The organism is Rudaea cellulosilytica DSM 22992 (assembly GCF_000378125.1).
GTDB classification, from domain to species: Bacteria; Pseudomonadota; Gammaproteobacteria; order Xanthomonadales; family Rhodanobacteraceae; genus Rudaea; species Rudaea cellulosilytica.
On record NZ_KB899241.1, the window covers coordinates 618,285 to 638,063 of the forward strand.

General features: G+C 64.5%; 21 protein-coding genes. 7 read left to right on the forward strand and 14 right to left on the reverse strand.

The window, feature by feature from the left end:
- Nucleotides 1–54 precede the first annotated feature (54 nt).
- Both F455_RS0102760 and F455_RS21755 read left to right on the forward strand, forming a co-directional pair.
- Nucleotides 55–2,148, forward strand: coding sequence for a phosphocholine-specific phospholipase C (locus tag F455_RS0102760; protein ID WP_018971733.1), 2,094 nt, complete (start codon nt 55–57; stop codon nt 2,146–2,148).
- A gap of 229 nt (nt 2,149–2,377) precedes the next feature.
- Nucleotides 2,378–2,968, forward strand: a complete 591-nt coding sequence (locus F455_RS21755) for a cysteine dioxygenase (RefSeq protein WP_018971734.1) — start codon at nt 2,378–2,380, stop codon at nt 2,966–2,968.
- A gap of 15 nt (nt 2,969–2,983) precedes the next feature.
- On the opposite strand, the gene F455_RS0102770 is transcribed toward F455_RS21755, so the two are convergent.
- The 4 genes from F455_RS0102770 to F455_RS19525 form a co-directional block, all read right to left on the reverse strand.
- Nucleotides 2,984–3,673: an energy transducer TonB gene (locus F455_RS0102770; RefSeq protein ID WP_083918771.1), complete on the reverse strand. Its 690-nt coding sequence runs from the start codon at nt 3,671–3,673 to the stop codon at nt 2,984–2,986.
- 68 nt (nt 3,674–3,741) lie between these two features.
- Nucleotides 3,742–4,386 (reverse strand): rhombosortase, encoded by a 645-nt coding sequence (gene rrtA, locus F455_RS21760; protein ID WP_018971736.1) that lies wholly within the window; start codon nt 4,384–4,386, stop codon nt 3,742–3,744.
- Nucleotides 4,379–5,224: a rhombotarget lipoprotein gene (rhlP, locus tag F455_RS0102780; protein ID WP_211212278.1), complete on the reverse strand. Its 846-nt coding sequence runs from the start codon at nt 5,222–5,224 to the stop codon at nt 4,379–4,381. The genes rrtA and rhlP overlap by 8 nt, the downstream gene beginning before the upstream one ends.
- Complete coding sequence (locus tag F455_RS19525) at nt 5,205–6,065, reverse strand: alpha/beta hydrolase (RefSeq protein ID WP_157578391.1); 861 nt, start codon at nt 6,063–6,065, stop codon at nt 5,205–5,207. The genes rhlP and F455_RS19525 overlap by 20 nt, the downstream gene beginning before the upstream one ends.
- A gap of 125 nt (nt 6,066–6,190) precedes the next feature.
- On the opposite strand from F455_RS19525, the gene F455_RS0102790 reads away from it, so the two are divergent.
- Entirely contained in the window at nt 6,191–6,922 is a 732-nt protein-coding gene (locus F455_RS0102790) for a helix-turn-helix domain-containing protein (protein WP_018971739.1), read from the forward strand.
- 19 nt (nt 6,923–6,941) lie between these two features.
- Here the strand turns inward: F455_RS0102790 and F455_RS19530 are convergent, their stop codons facing one another.
- From F455_RS19530 to F455_RS0102815, 5 genes are all read right to left on the reverse strand, one after another.
- Nucleotides 6,942–7,574 (reverse strand): hypothetical protein, encoded by a 633-nt coding sequence (locus F455_RS19530; RefSeq protein ID WP_018971740.1) that lies wholly within the window; start codon nt 7,572–7,574, stop codon nt 6,942–6,944.
- Nucleotide 7,575: 1 nt separating this feature from the next.
- Nucleotides 7,576–7,950 (reverse strand): hypothetical protein, encoded by a 375-nt coding sequence (locus F455_RS0102800; RefSeq protein WP_018971741.1) that lies wholly within the window; start codon nt 7,948–7,950, stop codon nt 7,576–7,578.
- Nucleotides 7,947–8,597 (reverse strand): sigma-70 family RNA polymerase sigma factor, encoded by a 651-nt coding sequence (locus tag F455_RS19535; protein ID WP_083918772.1) that lies wholly within the window; start codon nt 8,595–8,597, stop codon nt 7,947–7,949. The genes F455_RS0102800 and F455_RS19535 overlap by 4 nt, the downstream gene beginning before the upstream one ends.
- 66 nt (nt 8,598–8,663) lie before the next feature.
- Entirely contained in the window at nt 8,664–10,247 is a 1,584-nt protein-coding gene (locus tag F455_RS0102810; RefSeq protein ID WP_018971743.1) for a SulP family inorganic anion transporter, read from the reverse strand.
- A 134-nt stretch (nt 10,248–10,381) separates the two neighbouring features.
- Complete coding sequence (locus F455_RS0102815; protein ID WP_018971744.1) at nt 10,382–10,846, reverse strand: DUF3574 domain-containing protein; 465 nt, start codon at nt 10,844–10,846, stop codon at nt 10,382–10,384.
- Between the two features lie 94 nt (nt 10,847–10,940).
- On the opposite strand from F455_RS0102815, the gene F455_RS0102820 reads away from it, so the two are divergent.
- Nucleotides 10,941–13,391 carry a TonB-dependent receptor plug domain-containing protein gene (locus F455_RS0102820; protein WP_018971745.1) on the forward strand — a complete coding sequence of 817 codons (2,451 nt, stop codon included), beginning with the start codon at nt 10,941–10,943 and terminating at the stop codon, nt 13,389–13,391.
- A 685-nt stretch (nt 13,392–14,076) separates the two neighbouring features.
- On the opposite strand, the gene F455_RS0102825 is transcribed toward F455_RS0102820, so the two are convergent.
- The 3 genes from F455_RS0102825 to F455_RS0102835 form a co-directional block, all read right to left on the reverse strand.
- Nucleotides 14,077–14,718 (reverse strand): C40 family peptidase, encoded by a 642-nt coding sequence (locus F455_RS0102825; protein WP_018971746.1) that lies wholly within the window; start codon nt 14,716–14,718, stop codon nt 14,077–14,079.
- A 151-nt stretch (nt 14,719–14,869) separates the two neighbouring features.
- Nucleotides 14,870–15,877, reverse strand: a complete 1,008-nt coding sequence (locus F455_RS0102830; protein WP_018971747.1) for an NAD-dependent epimerase — start codon at nt 15,875–15,877, stop codon at nt 14,870–14,872.
- 10 nt (nt 15,878–15,887) lie between these two features.
- The gene (locus F455_RS0102835) at nt 15,888–17,177 is read right to left on the reverse strand and encodes a nucleotide sugar dehydrogenase (RefSeq protein ID WP_018971748.1); all 1,290 of its coding nucleotides are present in this window, start codon (nt 17,175–17,177) and stop codon (nt 15,888–15,890) included.
- Between the two features lie 113 nt (nt 17,178–17,290).
- Between F455_RS0102835 and F455_RS0102840 the strand changes: the two genes are divergently transcribed.
- A complete protein-coding gene (locus F455_RS0102840; RefSeq protein ID WP_018971749.1) occupies nt 17,291–17,872 on the forward strand; it encodes an LOG family protein in 582 nt (193 codons plus the stop codon).
- Nucleotides 17,873–17,891: 19 nt separating this feature from the next.
- Here F455_RS0102840 and F455_RS19540 read toward each other — a convergent pair whose 3' ends face one another.
- Both F455_RS19540 and F455_RS0102850 read right to left on the reverse strand, forming a co-directional pair.
- Nucleotides 17,892–18,320: a TfoX/Sxy family protein gene (locus F455_RS19540; protein WP_018971750.1), complete on the reverse strand. Its 429-nt coding sequence runs from the start codon at nt 18,318–18,320 to the stop codon at nt 17,892–17,894.
- Between the two features lie 9 nt (nt 18,321–18,329).
- Nucleotides 18,330–18,821: a GAF domain-containing protein gene (locus tag F455_RS0102850; RefSeq protein WP_018971751.1), complete on the reverse strand. Its 492-nt coding sequence runs from the start codon at nt 18,819–18,821 to the stop codon at nt 18,330–18,332.
- Between the two features lie 103 nt (nt 18,822–18,924).
- On the opposite strand from F455_RS0102850, the gene F455_RS0102855 reads away from it, so the two are divergent.
- Complete coding sequence (locus F455_RS0102855) at nt 18,925–19,095, forward strand: hypothetical protein (protein ID WP_157578392.1); 171 nt, start codon at nt 18,925–18,927, stop codon at nt 19,093–19,095.
- Nucleotides 19,092–19,778 carry a dethiobiotin synthase gene (gene bioD / locus F455_RS0102860; RefSeq protein WP_018971753.1) on the forward strand — a complete coding sequence of 229 codons (687 nt, stop codon included), beginning with the start codon at nt 19,092–19,094 and terminating at the stop codon, nt 19,776–19,778. The genes F455_RS0102855 and bioD overlap by 4 nt, the downstream gene beginning before the upstream one ends.
- Nucleotide 19,779: the final 1 nt, after the last annotated feature.

The following is a 19,779-nucleotide window of genomic DNA, read 5'->3' on the forward strand; positions in this document are numbered from 1 at the left end:
TGCGTGAGGGGGCTCGTGCGTTCCGCCATCCTTCCCGGACCGACGGAGCTCCTCATGACTACCCTGGATCGCCGCAACTTCCTGCGCCTTGCCGGCGCGGGTGCACTCGCCGCCGCACTGCCGAACAGCATCCGCCGCGCACTAGCGATTCCCGCGAACAACAGCACCGGCACGATCCGCGATATCGAGCATATCGTCGTGCTGATGCAGGAGAACCGCTCGTTCGACCACTACTTCGGCATGCTGCGTGGCGTGCGCGGCTTCGGCGATCCGCGCGCGGTGTTCCAGCGTGACGGCCGCGCGATCTGGCGCCAGAGCGACGGTGCGACCGAAGTACTGCCATACCGTCCCGCCGTGACCAATCTCGGCGAGACCTTCCTCGACGGCACCCCGCACGACTGGAACAGCTCGCAGCAGGCGTTCAACCACGGCGAGTGCGACCAGTGGATTCCGGCGAAAGGCACGACGACGATGACGCACATGACGCGCGCCGACCTGCCGTTCCACTATGCGCTGGCCGACGCGTTCACGATCTGCGATGCCTACCACTGCTCGGTGCAGGGCCCGACCGATCCGAACCGCTACTACATGTGGACCGGCTACGTCGGCAACGATGGCACAGGCGGCGGCCCGGTGATCACGAATGCCGAGGCCGGCTACGACTGGTCGACTTATCCGGAGCGGCTCGAGCGCAACGGCATCTCGTGGAAGGTTTATCAGGATGCCGGCGACGGTCTCACCGCCGGCGGCTACTGGGGCTGGACCGGCGATGCTTACATCGGCAATTACGGCGACAACTCGCTGCTCTATTTTCACCAGTACCAGAATTCGCAACCCGGCGATGCGCTGTACGAGAAGGCGCTGCGCGGCACGGACATCAAATCCGGCGGCAGCCTGTTCGATCAGTTCAAGGCCGACGTCGCCAACGGCACGCTGCCGCAGGTATCGTGGATCGTTGCGCCCGAAGCGTACAGCGAGCATCCAAACTGGCCGCCGAACTTCGGTGCGTGGTACGTCGCCCAGGTCCTTGACGCGCTGACCGCGAATCCCGAAGTGTGGAGCAAGACCGCGTTGTTCCTCACTTACGACGAGAACGATGGCTTCTTCGATCACATGCCCGCGCCGTTCGCCGCCAAGGACGCGACGCGGGGCAAGTCGACGGTCGACACGCGCAACGAATATTTTCCGGGGGACGCGCAGATGGTCGCTGGCCCGTACGGCCTCGGCACGCGCGTGCCGATGCTCGTGATCTCGCCGTGGACGCGCGGCGGCTACGTCGACTCGCAGGTGTTCGATCACACCTCGATCATCCGCTTCATCGAGCAGCGCTTCGGCAATGGCAATCCGGATCTGATCGAGTCGAATATCTCGCCGTGGCGGCGTGCGGTCTGCGGCGACCTCACTTCCTGCTTCAACTTCGCCACACCGAACGCGGCGCTGCCGACCTTGCCGGACACGAACGGTTACCAGCCTGCCGACGACCAGCGCCATCCCAGCTACGTGCCGGTACCCCCGACGCAAGGACAAATGCCGACGCAGGAAAAAGGTTTGCGCCCCACGCGCGCGCTGCCGTACGCATTCGAAGTCGACGGGCAGCCCGACGGCCATGGCGGCTTCGCGCTCGGTTTCAGCAACAGCGGCGCGGCGGGTGCGTGCTTCCATGTGCGCGACGGCGTCGGTGGCGCCGGTCCGTGGACCTACACGGTCGAAGCGGGCAAGTCGCTGGCCGACTCGCTCGTGATCGGCGCCGCCGACGGCCGCTACGATTTTTCGGTGCACGGGCCAAACGGTTTTCTTCGCCGTTACAAGGGCAACATCAACGGCGCGCAGGTGGATGCGGTGCTGCGCCGCGACGGCGCCAGCGCGAACGTCAATCTCGATTTGCGCAATCGCGGCAGCGCGAGCGTCACACTGACCGTCCTCAACGGCTACAGCGGCGCACGCAATGACGTGACACTCGCGCCGAGCCATCACCGGCAATTCAACTTCCAAGCGAACGCGAGCCTACGCTGGTACGATCTGATCGTTTCCGACGGCGCCGCCGGTGGCTTCCGCCGCGAATTTGCCGGCTACCTCGAGAACGGCAGGGACGGCGTCAGCGATCCGGCGATCGCCGCGGGTCCGACAGCACTGCAAGACGACCTCTAACGCACTGCAGCAGCGAAGCGCGAAAAAATCTGCCCAATCACCTCGCCATGTTCGCAAGAGCGAGGTGAAGCAGTCCGCAGTTTCATCACGCAAATGCAGCACGTTGCGCATGCGTTTTCTTTACATACATATGCGCTCGCGCAATGGAATTTGTACGTGGAATTAGCGCCGCGATAACACCGGGCATGATCGAATAGCCGCATTCGAAATCGACCCCGGATTCACCCCTATGCCTCATCCTCAAATCGCGATCGCGGCCAGTTGGAGTCGCGCGTTGCGCCAAGCTACGTCCAGCCTCGGCGGCGAGATCACGCCGAAAGATGTAACCGACCTGCGCGATGCATTGACCTCTCTCGTCTGGGCCGAAGGCTGTCCACGCGCGGCATCGTTCTTCTCCGACGCGCAAGCGCCGCGCTACCGCCGCCAGCTCATCGCCGCGGCCTCCGATCGCTCCTACACCATCCTGCTGATCGCCTGGCCACCGGGCTACGTCACCCCGCTGCACGACCACGCGGATTTGTGGGGCATCGAACTCGTGCTCGACGGCGCGTTGCAGGTCGATGAATTTTTCAGCGACGGCGATGCGCAGCAACCGGAGTTGCAACCGCATCGTTCGCTGATGCTCGGCTCCGGCGACGCCGCCGTGTTCATCGATCCGGCCTACGTGCACCGCTGCCGCAACCTGTCCGCGCATCAGCCTGCGCTGTCGCTGCACGTCTACGGCGGCGAGCTCGATCGCTACCAGAGCTTCGTCGAAGTCAGCGACAACCTCTACCGCATCGCGCAGCAGCAGGCGGTGCTCGATGCGGTATCGATCTGACGCTGACGTGCGCTGCTACGGCAAGGTGAAACTGATCGGCACGCGCGCCCAGCCCGCGTAGGCGACCCCGCCGCGCATGCCCGGCTTGAACTTCCATTTCATCACCCCCTCGCGCGCAGCGCGATCGAGTTCGTGCGAGCCGCTGGACTTGTCGATCTCGATGTCCTTGACGCTGCCATCCTCGCCGACCAGCACGCGCAGGATCACGGTGCCTTCGGTGTGGTTGCGCAGCGCGATCGGCGGATACGGGATTTTCGTCTGTGTGCCGTAGCCGAGTGCGCTCGGCGACGCGTCTGCAACGCCGCTGTCCAGCGGTGTGGTCGGCACGGCCCGATCGGCAGGCGGCGCAATCGAATCGACCTTGGACGTGGGTGGCATCGGCACGGGTTGGGCAATCGGCGCCGTGATCGTGATCCGCGGTACTGGTGGTGGTGTCGGCGCGATACGCTTCTTGATCGGCGGCTGCGGCAGCGCCGGCTCGGGCTTGATCTGTTCGGGCGGCCTGACGTAGGGCGGCGGTTCGCTCGGCGTGGCATTGCTGATGCGCTGCAGTTGCATCGCCACGGGTGGAACCAGCAACAGCAATGCGAGCATGAGATGCAGCGAGAAAGTTCCCGACCATGCGGAAATGCGCGGCAAGCTCAGAGAGAGTGGACGACGCGCCAACGCGGACGACGGAACGGAACCAAGGACCAACGCAGTCATGACGGACTCCTTCGACGTGGTTAGACGTCCGGCGACCTCACGCCGGATCGGCCATCGCGAGGACTACGCTAGCAAGCGTGGCGGCAACGGCGCATCACGATTTTCTTGAATCGATCAGGCTTCGCGGACAGTCGGAACGAAGCGCAATCGATGTGCCGGGACCACAGCACAAACGCACCAATCCCGAGAACCGCACCGAAGGCATGGGCCTGCCAGACGACGCGGACTACGTGGTCGAGACCGGACACATTTGCGGCGACGCCGGTCGCTTCGCACAAGGTCTTCAAGGCGAACAGTCCAGTCAACGCAATCAGCGGCGTGCGCATCGCGCGGGACTCTTTCCACAACACGAGGCCGAGGGCCATGGCGAACACGGCGCACAGGCCCGACGCACCGCGGTAGACGACCAGCTCGGGCGCACCAAGGTACAACGCAAGCGACAACAACGGCGGCGCGCAAAGCAGCATCGCAGCGAGCAGGCGATGTCCACAGCGCATCTCGATGCCCGCAGCGAGCACGAACGCCGCTGCCAGATCCACGCCGGCGTGGCGTGCGGAGAAATGCACGACGTGACCACTCCAGGCGCGCCAGCACTCGTCCGCGGCGAGCGCATTGCGATCGTATTCCAGCGCGCTGCGCAGCGACTCCGGCGACAGCGCAAGCGCGATGCCGATCGCCGCCAGTGCGAGCGCAAGCGCCGGCAGCCTAGGCATGTCGCCGCGCGAACGCGAGCGCGATCAGGGCGAAAGCACCGAGCAGTCCGATCCAGCCGACGTCACCGCCGCCTGTGTAGCCGGCCTTGTTTTCAACCTTCACCTGCGCGTCGTGCTTGGAGCGTTCGCGGAAATCGTCCATCGCCGTCTTCAGCTGCGGGATCAGATCATCGACGGCCTTCGCATAACCCGCGTCCTGTGCGTGCCGCGCGCGCTCGCTGAAACTCGCCAGCGTGCCGCTGCCCTTCACCCGGCTCGAACCCGGTGCCCGGAACAGCAGCTCGCGGCTGGCCACGTCGAAGACCGACGCATCGACCAGCGTCTGCACGTCGTACTTGTCGCCGCGGATCACATAGGCACCGACGATGGTCCAGTACAGCACCGCCGCCGCGCGCGTGTCGTTGAACTGCACTTGGTCGTACGACAGCAACGCCACGATTTCGACGTTGAACAAGCGTGCAACCTGATCGAGATTGTCGAAGCCGCCGCGCGCGTGCAGGTAGTTCGATGGAATCACTTCGATGCTGCCGATGTACGCGTATTGTCCAAACGCTGCCTTGACGCGTTCGAGCAGCAACCGTTTCGACTGCTCGGACGCGCCTGATTCCCACTGCCCGCCCGGCACGAAGGCGATGCCCACGCGCACCGGCGGACGCAACGTCGTCGTGCCCGGCAGCAATTGCGGCGCCTCGCTCGCATTCGGATAGAGATAGTCGACGACGCTCGCGGCGCGATGCTCCTGCTGCGGGCGGAACAGGGTCGCACAGCCGGCGAGCAGCAGTCCGGACGCGGCGACGACTAGGCCTCGCAGCCATGAATTACTCGGCATTGCGTGCATCAAGATGCTCCTCAAGTACAGGCGATGGACGATCAAGCAGACCTTGCGCCGCGAGCCACGCCGGAATGCGTTCGGCAAACAGACTGCGATCGAAATGACAGTCGTCGTGGCCGCAGTCGAGCGCGGCGAACTCCGCGTGCTTCGACGTGGCCGCAAGGCGCTCGCCCATGCCGAACGGGATGACTTTGTCCCCGCGTCCGTGCTCGACAAAGACCGACCCGGTGAATTCCCGCACGCGTGCCAGCGTGTCGTAGGGATAGCGCAGTAGGAATCCGGGCAACAAATAGCGGTGCGCGATGTCCTCCAGCGAGGTGAACGTCGACAGTAGGATCAGTGCACGCGGCTGGCGCCGGCGCGTCAACTCGCCCGCGGCGGCACCGCCGATCGAATAGCCCATCGCGATGATTCGCTGTGGATCGATCTCTGCCCGGCCTGCAAGCCAATCGTAGGCGAGCGCGGCAGCCTCGTTGATCTGCGCGAAAGTCGGTTCGCCGTCGGCGCCGCCGAAACCCGGGTATTCGAGCTGAAGCACGGAGATTCCCGCGCGGCGCAACGGCTGCACAAGAGCGAAGGAATCCTCGATGCGCTCGAAATTGCCGTGGGTGTAAAGAATCGCCGGACCGCGTCCGGCGCTCGCGGCTGCCGGCTGATAGACGGCGCGCACACTGCCGAAGCTCGCCGGCAGCTCGACCAGTTGCGCATCCTCGGGCAACGCGGCGGCCAGTGCCTGCCGTTTGTCCGACGCCGCGGGAAACAGAATCGATTGCTGCTTCGAATACATCACGCCGCCGTACAGCGGATACAGCAGCACGAGCGGCAGAATGTAAGCGCGCAACCTCATTGATGTGTCCGCTCGGCGACGGCAGCAAACATCGGCGAAGACACGACAATGTGCAAATCATCGTGCGTACTGCGCGCGACGCGAGTCGTCGGGTATCATCATTTGATACTCCGCGGAATCGAAACATGAGCACGAGCGCAACCCTGCTGCAATCGATCCGCGCAACGCTGCGCGAGCGCGGCATGACCTATCGCCAGCTCGCGACAAAACTCGGTATCAGCGAGCCGACCGTGAAGCGCGACCTGTCGCGTGGCGATTTTTCGCTGAGCCGGCTCGATGCGATCTGCGCCGCGCTCGAGGTATCGCTCGCCGATTTGCTGCAGGCGCCGTCGGCGAAGAGCCTGCTGACCCAGCTCAGCGAGGCGCAGGAGCGCGCGCTCGTGCGCAACCCGCAACTGCTGCTCGTCACCTACCTGCTGGTCAACGACTGGAAATGGGCCGAGATCACCGCGACCTTCGACTTCGACGACAACACGCTGACCTCGGCGCTGCTCAAGCTCGACGCGCTCGGCATCGTCAATTTCCGTCCGCCACGGCGCGTCGGCAAGCTCACCGCGCGCAACTTTACCTGGCGCAAGGACGGACCGGTGCACGAATTCTTCCTTGCCCGCGTCGCACCCGAGTTCCTGCGCGCGCGCTTCGACGGTCCGCTCGACGAACTGCGCCTGATCGGCGGCATGCTGTCGGCAGCGTCACGCGCGCACATCAAGGCCGCAATCGAACACGTGGCGCAGGAGTTCGAGGACCTCGCCCACCGCGATGCGCGTCTGCCACTCACGGACAAGGACGGCTGCACCGCGCTGTTCGCGTTCCGGCAATGGGAATTTTCCGAATTCACCCGCCTGCGGCGAAGATGATGCGAATCAGTCCAACCCGTTATCTGTCGACAACTGCAACAAGCGTCTGCTGCAGGCGAGGCCTTGCGCTTTGGAAATCAAGGTTCGTCGGCATTTTGGGCAGCAGCGGTGAAGGGCCGGCGGTGGTAGGGACACTCTTGTCGACTTCGTCCAACTTCAGACTCTCGGCCCACAAGGTGCCCTTGCCGGCCAGCAAGAAACCGAAAGCGACGTCCGTCGCATCCTGCGCAACGTCGAGCACGATTTCATAACGCCGCCACTGAGTGGAGCCGAGCACAGGCCGCGACTGCATGTTATCGAACCCGAGAATATTGGGTTTGTTGCCGGGCTGCCCATCGATGCGCAGCCACAGTCCGCCCCAGCCTTTAACGTCCGCCGAACGCAGCATGCCGGAAAGACGTATGCGCTTGCCGCGATACGCATCTGCGGCGATTGTTTGCATGATCGTGCCGAACTTGTCGTCAGGCGCTTCCGATCGCGATTGGATGACGGCGCACTTGCCGCCGGCAGAGCCTGCTGTGTCGGTACCAGCAACATAGGAGGCGGGAGACGATCCGGTCAAATACCAACCTTTCGGCACACCTTCGACGATCGCGGCATGTGCCGCCGCCGAAAACAACAAGAAGAAAATCAGACCAGGCAAGATTCGCATATCAGGCTCCAGGAGAAGAAAAAGAGGTGCTGTCCACGCAGAGGCCGGGGAACGCGCGGCATTGCTGCGCAGACCATGCAATTTCCCCGGTATCGGCCGGCATCGCGGCCGGCACTGCTGGGCTCAGCAACCAGTCGCTGACGGCCTGCGTATTGCGCGCATGAGCTTGCGCAAGCTCAATATCCTCGCGTGGATGTTGCGCGAACCAGACCAGAATCAGTGCTGCGGACGCTGCCACAGCGCCCGAGCCGAGGTGCCGGCGCCTGCGGGCGCGGCGCTCATGTTCGCGCGCATAGCGCAACAACATTGCATTCACCGTTGCGGGAGCACGCTCGCGTGCCGCCCGCCGATACAGTTCCAGCAAAGGCTCGCTCATCTCCACGTCTCCAAGGATTTGCGCAACCGCGTATATGCGTAGCGCAAGCGACTCTTCGCCGTGTCATGGCCAACACCCGTCACCAAGGCGATTTGTTCGATACTCATTTCCTCTTCGGCCCGCAGCAAGAAGGCTTCGCGCTGCAGCCATGGCAACTGCGCAATCGCGTCGAGCAACGCCTGACTCACGTCGACACGATGCATGAAATCGCCAGGATCAGGGTTGCCGTCGTCGACGAGTTCGACTTCATTTGGATCGACGGAATCGACGCGCGCAAAAGGTGAGCGTGCGCGCCGGCGCTCCACTGCACGATGGTGGGCGATGGTAAAAAGCCAGGTCGTGAACCCGGAGCCGGAAACGTAGCGATCCTTGCCGCGGATGACGGCAATCCAGATTTCCTGAAAGACCTCGTCCACCTCTGCCCAATCCGACACCATGCGACGCACGAATCGGTGCAGACGGTCGCCATGCCGTCGATAGAGATGCACGAACGCGTCGGCGTCGCCACTGCGGTAGCGCCGCATGAGTTCCTCATCGCCCGCCGTTGCATCGTGCGGGCGGGGCGACGATGATGCTGCGGTATCGCGCTCTTTCGCCTCACCCGGAAACAGGCCTGACATCATTGATGGCAAAGCGATGGCGGACATATGCGTCGTTATTCCTGGATTCTCATCTTCTGCTATCGGGGCAGAGTGCGAATCGGGGTTAATCCTTCATCCGGAACTTCCATTTTTTTCACGTGGCACGCCTGCCTGAGAGACGACGAGTAGCACTGCAGCAAGCACGCCATAAGCCGCGCTGAACTGCCAGACCAGAGCGCGTGCAGAGTCGGAGAGCGTCCACGGCAGATAGATGGTGCCGAGCGGATCGACGGAGTGGATGATGCCGAAGAAGGTCAGCGCGGCGCCGGCGAGCAGGATCGCGGCGGCCTTGCGTGCGTGTCCGTCGATCAGCGCAACGACGAAGCTCGCCCAGACCATCGAAGTGATGATGAAGCCGTTGCCGAGGATAAAGATCACTGCCATCTCGGGCAGGCCGTGGTCGGCATTCGCGTACAGCTTCGCGAACTGGTCCGGCGCGACGATCGATGGATCGCCGAGCTTGATCGCAACCATGCGCGCGACAGCCGGAAAGAATGCCATGACGACCGCGGCGAAGTATTTCTGTTCCGTCGCCTCGAACGCCTGCATGGTGATGTGGATCGCGATGAAGATCAGGATCGGGGCGAGCACGGCCAGCGGAATCAGCTCGACCAGATTCGACAGGTAACCGAACACGCCGCCGAGACCGACGAACAGGCCGGTGAGGAAGGTATAGCCCGTGCGCCCGCCCATCGCGCGGTACGCGGGCTGGCCGATGTAGGGCGTGGTCTGCGCGACGCCGCCGCAGATGCCGGCGACCAGCGTCGCAATCGCCTCGGTCAACAGGATATCGCGCACCGGATAGTCGTCGCCCGCCGCGCGTGCGCTCTCGGTGACGTTGATGCCGCCGACGACCATGAGCAAGCCGAACGGCAGGATCAAGGCGAGATACGGCAGCGTGTACTTCAGCCCCTCGATGAAACCGAGATTCGGCCACGGCAGGTTGAAGCGCAACGTCGGCGCACTCGGTGCGTGAAAGCCCGGGCCGAGCAGGTCGAACGGACCCAATGCGTAGTAGAGCACGACGCCAACGAGGATCGAGAACAGCACGCCCGGAATGCGCCCCGGCAGCGGCGCGTGCGCGACGAGCGCGTAGAGAATGATGCCGAGACAGGCGAAACCGACGACCGGCACGCGCAGCACGTCGACGAGCGGGAAGAAACCCATCAGCACGAGCGCGATGCCCGCGATCGATCCGAGCAGCCCCGCGCGCGGCACATTGCGCATGACCCAGTCACCGAAGAACGAGAGCACGGTCTTGAGCACGCCCATGACGACGAGCGCGGCCATGCCGAGCTTCCAGGTCGCGTCCGCCGCCGTCATTTCGTCCATGCCTTGCTGCTTGAACGCGAGGAAGGCCGGACCGAGCACGAGCAGGCCCATGCCGATCGTCGTCGGCGCGTCAATGCCGAGCGGCATCGCGCACGCGTCTGCGCGGCCGCTGCGCAGCGCCATGCGCGTATAGATGAAGTTGCCGAGCAACGCGCCAAGTGCCGTGCCCGGGAACATCTTGCCGAAGATGACCTCGGCCGGGAAATGGAAGATGCCAATCAGCGCGCCCGAGAGGAACGCGAGCACCGAGAGATTATCGACGACGAGGCCGATGAAGCCGTTGACGTCGCCGGAAGTGATGCGCAGCTTATTGGCGTCCAGCATGAATCTATATCCGGTCGTGTTGAGCGAAGCGGAGCGAAGCTCCGCGGAGTCGAAACACCCGCAACTCCGAACCCTTCGACTTCGGCGCTACGCGCCTACGCTCAGGGCGAACGGGGTTTCGAGGCCAATTCATATCAGAACGACACCTCGGCCGGCTGGGTCACGCGCAACACAGACAGGTCGCCCGTTTCCTTCTTCCATGCCGCGCGGATCGCGTCGAGATCGGCGCGCTGCTTCGGCGCGTCCGCGTGCAGCAGCATGATGACTTTCGAATGCAGACGCTCGACGTGGTTCTGACCTTGCGTGCGCCATTGGCCGTAGACGTCAAACACACTCAACCCATCCGGGAAGCGCGGGGTCACCTCGCGGTCGAGGAAATCGCGCCAGCGCTTTTCGTTCGCGGCCGCATTCGCCTCCGAGCCCTCATCGGCGATCACGCCGAGACCGAAATACAGCTCCGTGCGCACCCAGTTCTTGGCGGCATCGGGATGCGCGGCGTCGCCGACGAGAGTGCCCGGCGCGGATTGCGGCAAAGGCGCGGTGGTCGCGCAAGCCGACAGCAGCAATGCGAACAGAATATGCGCAGCAGGTTTCTTCATATGGACGTCTGTTTCGCGATGAAGATCGGTAACCTAGTATTCACGGGTTGTGCGCCGCAGCGCAACCGCTCCTGATCCCCTCGTGGAAATATCGATGAAAGCAAAAATCAGTTCGACACAGATTCGTCCCCTTTCCGCCGCGGTCGCGCTGCTGCTCTGCGGCGGCCATGCCTCCGCGCAGCAGGTCGCCGATGCTCAGGCGGCGAATCTAGACACGATCGTCGTCACCGGCACGCGCGCGCGCAACCGCACCGCGCTCGACTCGACCTCGCCGATCGATATAGTCACCGCGGACGACCTCAAGGCCGCCGGCGCAGTCAATGGCGAGCTTGGGCAGGCACTGCAGACACTGCTGCCATCGCTGAACTTCCCGCGCCAGTCGAACGCGGGCGGCGCAGACATGGTGCGCTCGGCGCAGCTGCGCGGCCTGTCGCCCGACCAGGTGCTCGTGCTGATCAACGGCAAGCGCGTGCACACCTCGGCGCTGGTGCAGACCGAATCGACGACTGGCCTCGGCACCACACCGGTCGATCTCAATGCGATCCCGATCTCGGCGATCAAGCGCGTCGAAGTGCTGCGCGACGGCGCCGGCGCGCAGTACGGTTCGGACGCGATCGCGGGGGTGGTCAACATCATCCTCGACGACTCGCCGCACGGCGGGGAAATCACGACGAGCTATGGTGCCTACCACACCGACTTCGAGCCGACCAAGCGCACGATCACCGACGGTCAAAGCAGTTTCACCAGTGCGAAGTTCGGCACCGAACTCGGCAGCGGCGTCGGCGGCTTCCTGCGCGGCGGCGTCGAGGTCAACAACCACAATGCGACCAACCGCGCGGGCTTCGACAACTTCGCCGGTGATTCGACGCCGGACAATCTCAAGTTGCTCGGCAAGGTCAACTACGCGGCCGGCGATCCCAAGCTCGAGAACTATTCGGGCTGGCTCAACGGTGCGCTGCCGCTGTCGGACGCGGCGACGCTGTATGCGTTTGGCACCTATGCACACCGGCATTCGACCGGCGACAATTTCTTCCGCTACCCGGACGACGCGGCGAACGTGAAGTCGATCTATCCGGACGGCTATCGTCCGGTCGGCCTCGGCAGCAGCGACGACATCCAGGGCACGGCCGGCGTGCGCGGACGCCTCGGCGAATGGGATTACGACGCGAGCCTGACCTACGGCGACAATGATTTCGACTATCGCCTGCGCAACTCGCTCAACGCCTCGCTCGGCACCGCCAGCCCGACCTCGTTCGACACCGGCGAATACGAGTTCGCCCAGACCGTCGCCAACTTCGACGCCACGCGCGGCGTGAACCTCGGCGGCCGCGACTATACGCTCGCGCTTGGCGCCGAAGCGCGCCACGAGAACTTCCAGACGCATGCGGGCGATCCCGCCTCCTACGCGATCGGCCCGGTCACCGGCGTGCCGATCGGCGCACAGGCCGGCACGAACCTGACCCCGGCCGACACGGCCGATGTGTCGCGCAACGTGCAGGGCGTGTACGCGGAACTGTCCGGCAACCTCAGCGACGCATTGTTTGTCGATGCCGCCGTGCGCTACGAGCACTACGACGACTTCGGCAGCACGACCAACGGCAAGCTCAGCGCGCGCTACGAAATCACGCCACAGTTCGCTTTGCGCGGCGCGGTGTCGACGAATTTTCGCGCGCCGTCGCTTTCGCAGATCGGCTTCGAGTCGACTTCGACCGGCTACGATAACAACGGTAACCTGATCGACTCACGCATCCTCTCGGTCAACAACCCGATCGCGCGCGCGCTCGGCGCGAAGCCGTTGCAACCGGAGAAATCGCACAACTACAGCATCGGCTTCACCGCGACGCCGGCCGAGAAGTTCGACGTGTCGCTGGATATCTACAAGATCGACATCGACCATCGCGTCGTGTTGTCTGAACAGATCGGCGGCGACGCGCTGACTGAATTCATAGCCTCACATTTCGGCATCCCGGGCGTGCAGGCGGTGAACTTCTTCACCAATGCGGTCGATACGAGCACGAAGGGCGCCGACCTTGTCGCCAACTACCGCTTGCCGCTGTACGAGGGCACGCTGACCTTGACCGGCTCGTACAGCTACGCCGACACACATATCGAGCGCGTCGCCGACACGCCGGCCGAACTCGTCGCGCTCGGCAACGACAACGTGCTGTTCGGCCTGCAGTCGCGCAATATCCTCACCAATGCCGCGCCGCGCAACCGCGGCATTCTCTCTGCGCGCTGGGCCGATTCGAAATGGTCGTTGCTCGGCCGCGCTACACGCCAAGGTTCGACGACGCGCGTGTTCGACTTCGGCGGCGGCTTCACGCCGACGCAGACCTACGCGGCGAAGTGGCAGCTCGACGCGGAAGTCGAGTACAAATTCACGCCGACATTCTCGGTCGCGGTCGGCGGCATCAACCTCACCGACAACTATCCGACGCGCTCGAGCGACGACATCAACTATTTCGGCAACCTGCCCTACGACATCATCTCGCCGATCGGCTTCAACGGCGCTTATTACTACGCGCGAGCGCGGTTGACGTTTTGAGGTTGATCTGCGTTGCCGTCTGAGAGCAGGGGCTTCCACTCGCCTTTCAGGCGAGCGTCTTACTTTCTCTGCTCGTGCAGAGAAAGTAAGCAAAGAGACACGCCCCAGAGCATTGCGCCTGTCGGGCATCCGGCCCGACAGGTCCGCGTCAGCGGCCGGGTTCCGCTAATTGCACGTCCGTGTGCAATAGCGGAATGCGCGCGGTCCACGCGCGCACCCCTGCGGGGCCTCTTCGTCCGCTGCAGCCGCAATGCAATGGGGACCCGGAAAAAGCCAACGCAGCGCGCTCCTGCGCGCCGAAGCAGAGAAAAAGCAAGCGCCGCGCGCCGTTGCTCTTGATCGGCTCGTGATCTTCGGGTCCCCGTTTGCCGCGGCGAGGTCAGGACGGAAATGCTCGCAGAGGCGCGCGCACGATGCGCGCGAGTTCGTTGTCTGGACAGGGAAGTTCAGTCAACGAACCCCGGCATGACCTCGCGTACCCGGAGCGCGTGGCGCGGAGGGCGCGGCATCCGGGGTGTGTTCTCTTTGGTTGCTTTCTCTTGCACAAGCAAGAGAAAGTAACCCGCGCGCCGGACGCGCGTGGAAAACCGAACGGACGCGGTCAGCGCGGAATCAAGATCAAGAACTGGATTCCCGCCTTCGCGGGAATGACGAGCACGGGAAGAACGCGCTACGCGCTGAATTGTCAGGAGAGCACGTGCACCCGACGCGCGCCGGCCCAGCGCTTGGCCCAGTACGGGTTGGCGAGCTCGTCGATGCGCACGCGCTTACCCGGCGCGGGAGAGTGAATGAAGCGGCCATCACCCATGTACAAACCGACATGGGTGATGTGCCCGCGCACCTGGAAGAAAACGAGGTCGCCGACCTTCATCTCCTCGCGCACGATCTTCTCGCCGTCGCGGTACTGGCTCGGTGCGTCGTAGGGCAGCTCGACGCCGAAGGTCTTGTTGTAGACGTAGTGGGTGAAGCCCGAGCAGTCGAAGCCGGTGGACGGATCGCGGCCGGCGCGGCGATAGCGGATGTCGCGCAGGGTCATCGCGAAATCAGCGACGCGCTTGCGCGGGGCCTTGTAGATCGCGCGGTCGAGAACCTGATCCATGCTCGCGGTAAAGCCCGCGTCGGTGTCGAGCGCCGGCTTCACGGTGAGCGGAACGCGCGCGGCGACCGGCTGCGCGACGAACGGGCGATACTGCGGGACGACCTGGTCCAGCGAGAACGACGGCTGGATGGCGGGCTGCTCGGAAGTTCGAACCTGGGCAAACGACGAAATCGGCGCTACGACGGCAAAAGCGAGCACGGCAAAACGGACGATTCGGGTTTGCAACATGGCCGGTGATCCCCCTGAAGCAGACAGCGGAATGAGTACGAGGGCGCGAACGTAGCAAACGACTTGTTCGGATTCTGTTAATGGACCATTCAGTCCAGAAACACTGGTGGTAAAACCACCACCACATCACGAAATGTGGCCTAAATCGCAGTCACACCCGGTAATAGTTCCGGTACCACGCGACGAAACGCGCGATGCCGACCTCAAGCGGCGTCGCCGGCGCGTAACCCGTGTCGCGCGCGAGCTCGTCGACATCGGCATACGTGTCGGGCACGTCGCCGGGTTGCAGCGGCAACAGGATCTTCTCCGCCTTTCGCCCGGTGCACTCCTCAATGATCTCGATGTAGCGTGCGAGCTTCACCGGCTGGTGATTGCCGATGTTGTAGACGCGGTACGGCGCACTCGACGTGCCCGGGTTCGGCGCAAGCGGGTCGAACGCGGGGTCTGGCGCGGCTATCCGATCGAGCGTGCGCACCACGCCCTCGACGACATCGTCGATATAGGTGAAGTCGCGCGAGTGGTCGCCGTGGTTGAACACCTCGATCGGCTCGCCGCGGAGGATCTTGCCGACGAACAGGAACGGCGACATGTCCGGCCGGCCCCAGGGGCCGTACACGGTGAAGAAACGCAGGCCCGTGGTCGGCAGGCCGTAGAGATGGCTGTAGGTGTGCGCCATCAGCTCGTTCGCCTTCTTCGTCGCCGCATACAGACTGACCGGATGGTCGACGGCGTCGTGCACCGCGAACGGCAACTTGCGATTCGCGCCGTAGACCGAACTCGACGAGGCGTAGACGAGGTTCTCGACGCGGCCTTCGCGGCAGGCTTCGAGGATGTTGATGAAGCCGACGAGGTTCGAGTCGACATAGGCGCGCGGATTCTCGCGCGAGTAGCGCACGCCGGCCTGCGCGCCGAGATGGGCGACGCGCTGCGGCGCGAACTCGGCGAACACGCGGTCGACCGCGGCGCGGTCGGCAAGGTCGCCTTTGACGAAACGGAAATTCGCCTGCGGCGTCAAACGCGCCAGCCGCGCTTCCTTCAGCGCCGGATCGTAGTAATCATTGAGGTTGTCGAAGCCGAGCACCTCGTCGCCGCGCGCGAGCAGGCGTTCGCTCAAGGCCGCGCCGATGAAGCCGGCGGCGCCGGTGACCAGGATGCGCATGTGATTTCTCCTACAACCGATCGTCCACTGCCTCGCGCGGCAGCACCTGCTTCACATCGAACACCACGCCACCCGGCTTGACCAGCGCGCGCACGCCGTCCGCACCGAGCGCGAGGAACGGCGCATGCGCGACGGCGAGGATCACCGCGTCGTATTTTTCGTCGCCCAATCGCGGCAGCAGCTCGATGCCGTATTCGCGACGCGCGTCGTCCGCGTCCGCGTACGGATCGTGCACGTGCACTTCGGCATCGTAACCCGCCAGTTCCGCGATCATGTCGGCTACGCGCGTGTTACGCAGGTCCGGGCAGTTCTCCTTGAACGCAAGACCGAGTACCAGCACCTTGGCTCCAGCGATGTGGATGCGCCGGCGCGCGAGCAGCTTGACCACGCGCTGGGCCACGTGCGCGGCCATGCCGTCGTTGATGCGCCGGCCGGACAGGATCACCTCGGGGTGATAACCGACCTCCTGCGCCTTGTGCGTGAGGTAGTACGGATCGACGCCGATGCAGTGGCCGCCGACCAGGCCCGGCCTGAACGGCAGAAAATTCCATTTCGTGCCCGCCGCGGCAAGCACCTCGGCCGTGTCGAGGTTGAGGCGGTGGCAGATCAGCGCGATCTCGTTGATCAGCGAAATGTTGAGGTCGCGCTGCGTATTCTCGATTACCTTCGCCATCTCGGCGACACGGATGCTCGGCGCGCGATAAGTGCCGGCGTGCACGATCTGACGATACAGCGCATCGACGAACTCGGCCGCCGCTGGCGTCGAACCCGAGGTGACCTTGAGGATATTCTCGAGCCGACGCTCGCGGTCACCGGGATTGATGCGCTCCGGGCTGTAGCCGGTATAAAAATCCACGTTGTGCTTGAGGCCCGACTCGCGCTCGATCATGGGCACGCAGACTTCCTCGGTCGCGCCGGGATAGACGGTCGATTCGAAAATCGCCACGCCGCCGCGACGAATGGCGCGGCCTATCGTGCGACTGGCGGCCACGAGTGGGGTGAGGTCGGGACGTTTGGCCGCGTCGATCGGGGTCGGCACAGTGACGATGAACACGTCACAGTCGGCGAGATCGGCGGCGACAGCGGTCAATCCGAGCTGCGACGCCGCGCGCATTTCTTCCGCTGAGGCTTCATCGGTGCGGTCATGACCGCGGCGCAACTCGTCCACGCGCGCCAGGTCGATGTCGAAGCCCACTGTCGGCCGCACGCGGCCGAACGCCACCGCAAGCGGCAAGCCGACATAGCCGAGGCCGATCACGGCCACGCGCGCTTCGGCAAGATTCGGCAAGGCTGACGACATCAGGGGACCTGTATGCTGTGGGGCAGTGCCTAGTCTAGCAAGCGCAACGCCCGTGTTCGCCGCACTGCCTCGCGCGCTTAGAATATGCGGCCTCGAATCCCGGAATCTCCGCCATGCGCATCTGCGTCTACGCCGCCTCGAGCCGCTATTGCGACCCGGTCTACCTAGATGCCGCGCGCGAACTCGGCGCCACGCTCGCGCGCGCGAACTGCCAGGTCGTCTACGGTGGCGGCGCGGTCGGGCTGATGGGTGCCCTGGCCGACGGCGCGCTCGAAGCCGGCGGCGAGGTAATCGGCATCATCCCGCGCTTCATGACCGAAGTGGAATGGCAGCATCCGGGCGTCGCCAACCTCGAAGTCGTCGAGGACATGCGCGAGCGCAAGCACAAGCTGCTCACCGGATCGGACGCGGTGATCGCCCTGCCCGGCGGCTCGGGCACGCTTGAGGAACTGTTCGAGGCAATCACGCTCAAGCGCCTCGGCATCTACTTCAACCCGATCGTGCTACTCAACGTCCGCGACTTCTACGCGCCGCTGCAGGCGTTCATGCAGCAGGTCGTCGCCGAGCATTTCATGAACGACGAACACCTGCAGATGTGGTCGCTGGTCAACAGCGTCGCCGAAGCTCTGCCGCGCATCCGCACCACGCCGCGCTGGTGCGAGGATGCACGCGCACATGCGGCGGTGAAGGCCTGACCTTCCGCGGAAGCAGGAGCTAGTCGAATCGGTTCGCCGGCCCGTCGGACGACGCGCTGCCTCGATCGTCGTCGAGAAAGCCCGACGAAGACGCATCGCCATCGTCGCTCGAACTGCTGGCGCCGGAGGCACCGGCCGCGCTGCGGTCGGCCTGTTTCTGCCAGCGCGTCTTGATCGGATTGGCCGCTTCGGCCGCCTCGGCGCCGGCCAGCAACGCGGCCTTGCGTTCGTCAGGCAAGTCGGCCCAGTGGCAGTCAGCGAGCGCGCCTTCGAGCGCGTAGAGCAGGTTGAGGCTTGGCCGGAACCCGGCGCGCTTGACCTTCATGAACGCCTCGACCGCACCGAGGCGGGTGAGATCGTCCTGCGTGCGCACGCCGACCTGGCGCAGCCATGCGGCCGACTTCGGCCCGACGTTGCGGATCTTTCCGGGGGTTTCTTTGGCGGCCATCATCGTTTCCTATTCGGCGCGCAGCGATTGCAGAAAAATAGCAGCCAAGCGCTCCATGCCGACGCGATCGTCCTCGTCGAAGCGCGCGAGCTCGGGACTGTCGACATCGAACACGCCAAGCAGATTGCCGTCGATCACGAGCGGCACGACGATTTCCGAGCGCGACGCCGCATCGCAGGCGATGTGGCCGGGAAACGCGTGCACGTCGCGCACAACCTGGGTTTGCCGCGTCGATGCGGCTGCGCCACAGACGCCCTTGTCGAGTGCGATACGCACGCAGGCCGGCTTGCCCTGGAACGGGCCGACCACGAGCTCGGCTCCATCGAAGAAATAGAATCCGGCCCAGTTGAGGCCCGGCAATGTGTTGTAGATCAACGCGGCAAAGTTGGCCGCGTTGGCGATACGGTCGCGTTCGCCGTGCAGCAGGCCGCGCGCCTGTTCGGCGAGTTCGGCGTACTGCTCGGGCTTGCTGTCGGATCGAAGTGCAGCGGCAGTGAACATGATTCGTCCGCGGAGGGAATCCTCGCATTCTACTCCAGTGGGCGTCTTTGCTTCGCGCACGCCAGCGCCTATGCTGCGCGCTCGCACCCGCAAGACTCGATCCATGGCGAATGCCCTCGACAACGTGATGTGCATCCGCCGCCGCCAGCCCACGCGGCTGGAAGGCTTCGTCGACGCTTCGTTCGCGGTCACTCTCGTTGTCATCTCGATCGGCCGCATGCAGCGATCGCGCTGCCGCCGCGCGATCGCGGCCCTGCCCTCCGGCCAAGCATGAGCCGCGCCGTCTATATCACCGGCACCGACACCGGCGTCGGCAAGAGCCTCGTCGCGGCGACGCTGCTCGCCGCGCTCAACTCGAACGGCGTGCGCGCGGTCGGGATGAAGCCGGTCGCGAGCGGCTGCGAGCGCACGCCGGCCGGTCTGCGCAATGCCGATGCCGAACTGCTGATCGCGCACAGCGCGGGTGCGCCGACCTACGCCGACGTCAATCCCTACGCCTTCGCCGACCCGATCGCACCGCATCTCGCCGCGGCCGACGCAGGCGTCGCAATCGAACTTTCGCGCATCGACGCGGCATTTGCCGCATTGTCCACAGATGCGCAATTCATCGTCGTCGAAGGCGTCGGCGGCTGGATGGCTCCGCTCGGGCCACGGTTGATGCAAGCCGATCTGGTGCGCGCACTGCATCTGCCCGTGATCCTCGTCGTCGGCCTGCGCCTGGGCTGTCTCAATCACGCACTGCTCAGTGCGCGTGCAATCCGCGCCGACGGCGCCGAGCTCACCGGTTGGATCGCGAGCAGCGTCGATGCGCAGATGGCGCGACGCGAGGACAATCTCGCCACGCTGCGCGAGCGCCTCGAAGCGCCCTGCCTCGGCGTACTGCCACACAGCGCTGCGCCCGATCCGGCGGCGCTCGCCGTGCATCTCGGCAACGTCTGCGATCGCCTTCTCGGCTAGG

Coding starts and splice junctions, on each gene's coding strand:
- F455_RS0102760 (WP_018971733.1), top strand. CDS start 55: ATGACTACCCTGGATCGCCGCAACTTCCTGCGCCTTGCCGGCGCGGGT.
- F455_RS21755 (WP_018971734.1), top strand. CDS start 2,378: ATGCCTCATCCTCAAATCGCGATCGCGGCCAGTTGGAGTCGCGCGTTG.
- F455_RS0102770 (WP_083918771.1), bottom strand. CDS start 3,673: ATGACTGCGTTGGTCCTTGGTTCCGTTCCGTCGTCCGCGTTGGCGCGT.
- rrtA (WP_018971736.1), bottom strand. CDS start 4,386: ATGCCTAGGCTGCCGGCGCTTGCGCTCGCACTGGCGGCGATCGGCATC.
- rhlP (WP_211212278.1), bottom strand. CDS start 5,224: ATGCACGCAATGCCGAGTAATTCATGGCTGCGAGGCCTAGTCGTCGCC.
- F455_RS19525 (WP_157578391.1), bottom strand. CDS start 6,065: ATGAGGTTGCGCGCTTACATTCTGCCGCTCGTGCTGCTGTATCCGCTG.
- F455_RS0102790 (WP_018971739.1), top strand. CDS start 6,191: ATGAGCACGAGCGCAACCCTGCTGCAATCGATCCGCGCAACGCTGCGC.
- F455_RS19530 (WP_018971740.1), bottom strand. CDS start 7,574: ATGCGAATCTTGCCTGGTCTGATTTTCTTCTTGTTGTTTTCGGCGGCG.
- F455_RS0102800 (WP_018971741.1), bottom strand. CDS start 7,950: ATGAGCGAGCCTTTGCTGGAACTGTATCGGCGGGCGGCACGCGAGCGT.
- F455_RS19535 (WP_083918772.1), bottom strand. CDS start 8,597: ATGTCCGCCATCGCTTTGCCATCAATGATGTCAGGCCTGTTTCCGGGT.
- F455_RS0102810 (WP_018971743.1), bottom strand. CDS start 10,247: ATGCTGGACGCCAATAAGCTGCGCATCACTTCCGGCGACGTCAACGGC.
- F455_RS0102815 (WP_018971744.1), bottom strand. CDS start 10,846: ATGAAGAAACCTGCTGCGCATATTCTGTTCGCATTGCTGCTGTCGGCT.
- F455_RS0102820 (WP_018971745.1), top strand. CDS start 10,941: ATGAAAGCAAAAATCAGTTCGACACAGATTCGTCCCCTTTCCGCCGCG.
- F455_RS0102825 (WP_018971746.1), bottom strand. CDS start 14,718: ATGTTGCAAACCCGAATCGTCCGTTTTGCCGTGCTCGCTTTTGCCGTC.
- F455_RS0102830 (WP_018971747.1), bottom strand. CDS start 15,877: ATGCGCATCCTGGTCACCGGCGCCGCCGGCTTCATCGGCGCGGCCTTG.
- F455_RS0102835 (WP_018971748.1), bottom strand. CDS start 17,177: ATGTCGTCAGCCTTGCCGAATCTTGCCGAAGCGCGCGTGGCCGTGATC.
- F455_RS0102840 (WP_018971749.1), top strand. CDS start 17,291: ATGCGCATCTGCGTCTACGCCGCCTCGAGCCGCTATTGCGACCCGGTC.
- F455_RS19540 (WP_018971750.1), bottom strand. CDS start 18,320: ATGGCCGCCAAAGAAACCCCCGGAAAGATCCGCAACGTCGGGCCGAAG.
- F455_RS0102850 (WP_018971751.1), bottom strand. CDS start 18,821: ATGTTCACTGCCGCTGCACTTCGATCCGACAGCAAGCCCGAGCAGTAC.
- F455_RS0102855 (WP_157578392.1), top strand. CDS start 18,925: ATGGCGAATGCCCTCGACAACGTGATGTGCATCCGCCGCCGCCAGCCC.
- bioD (WP_018971753.1), top strand. CDS start 19,092: ATGAGCCGCGCCGTCTATATCACCGGCACCGACACCGGCGTCGGCAAG.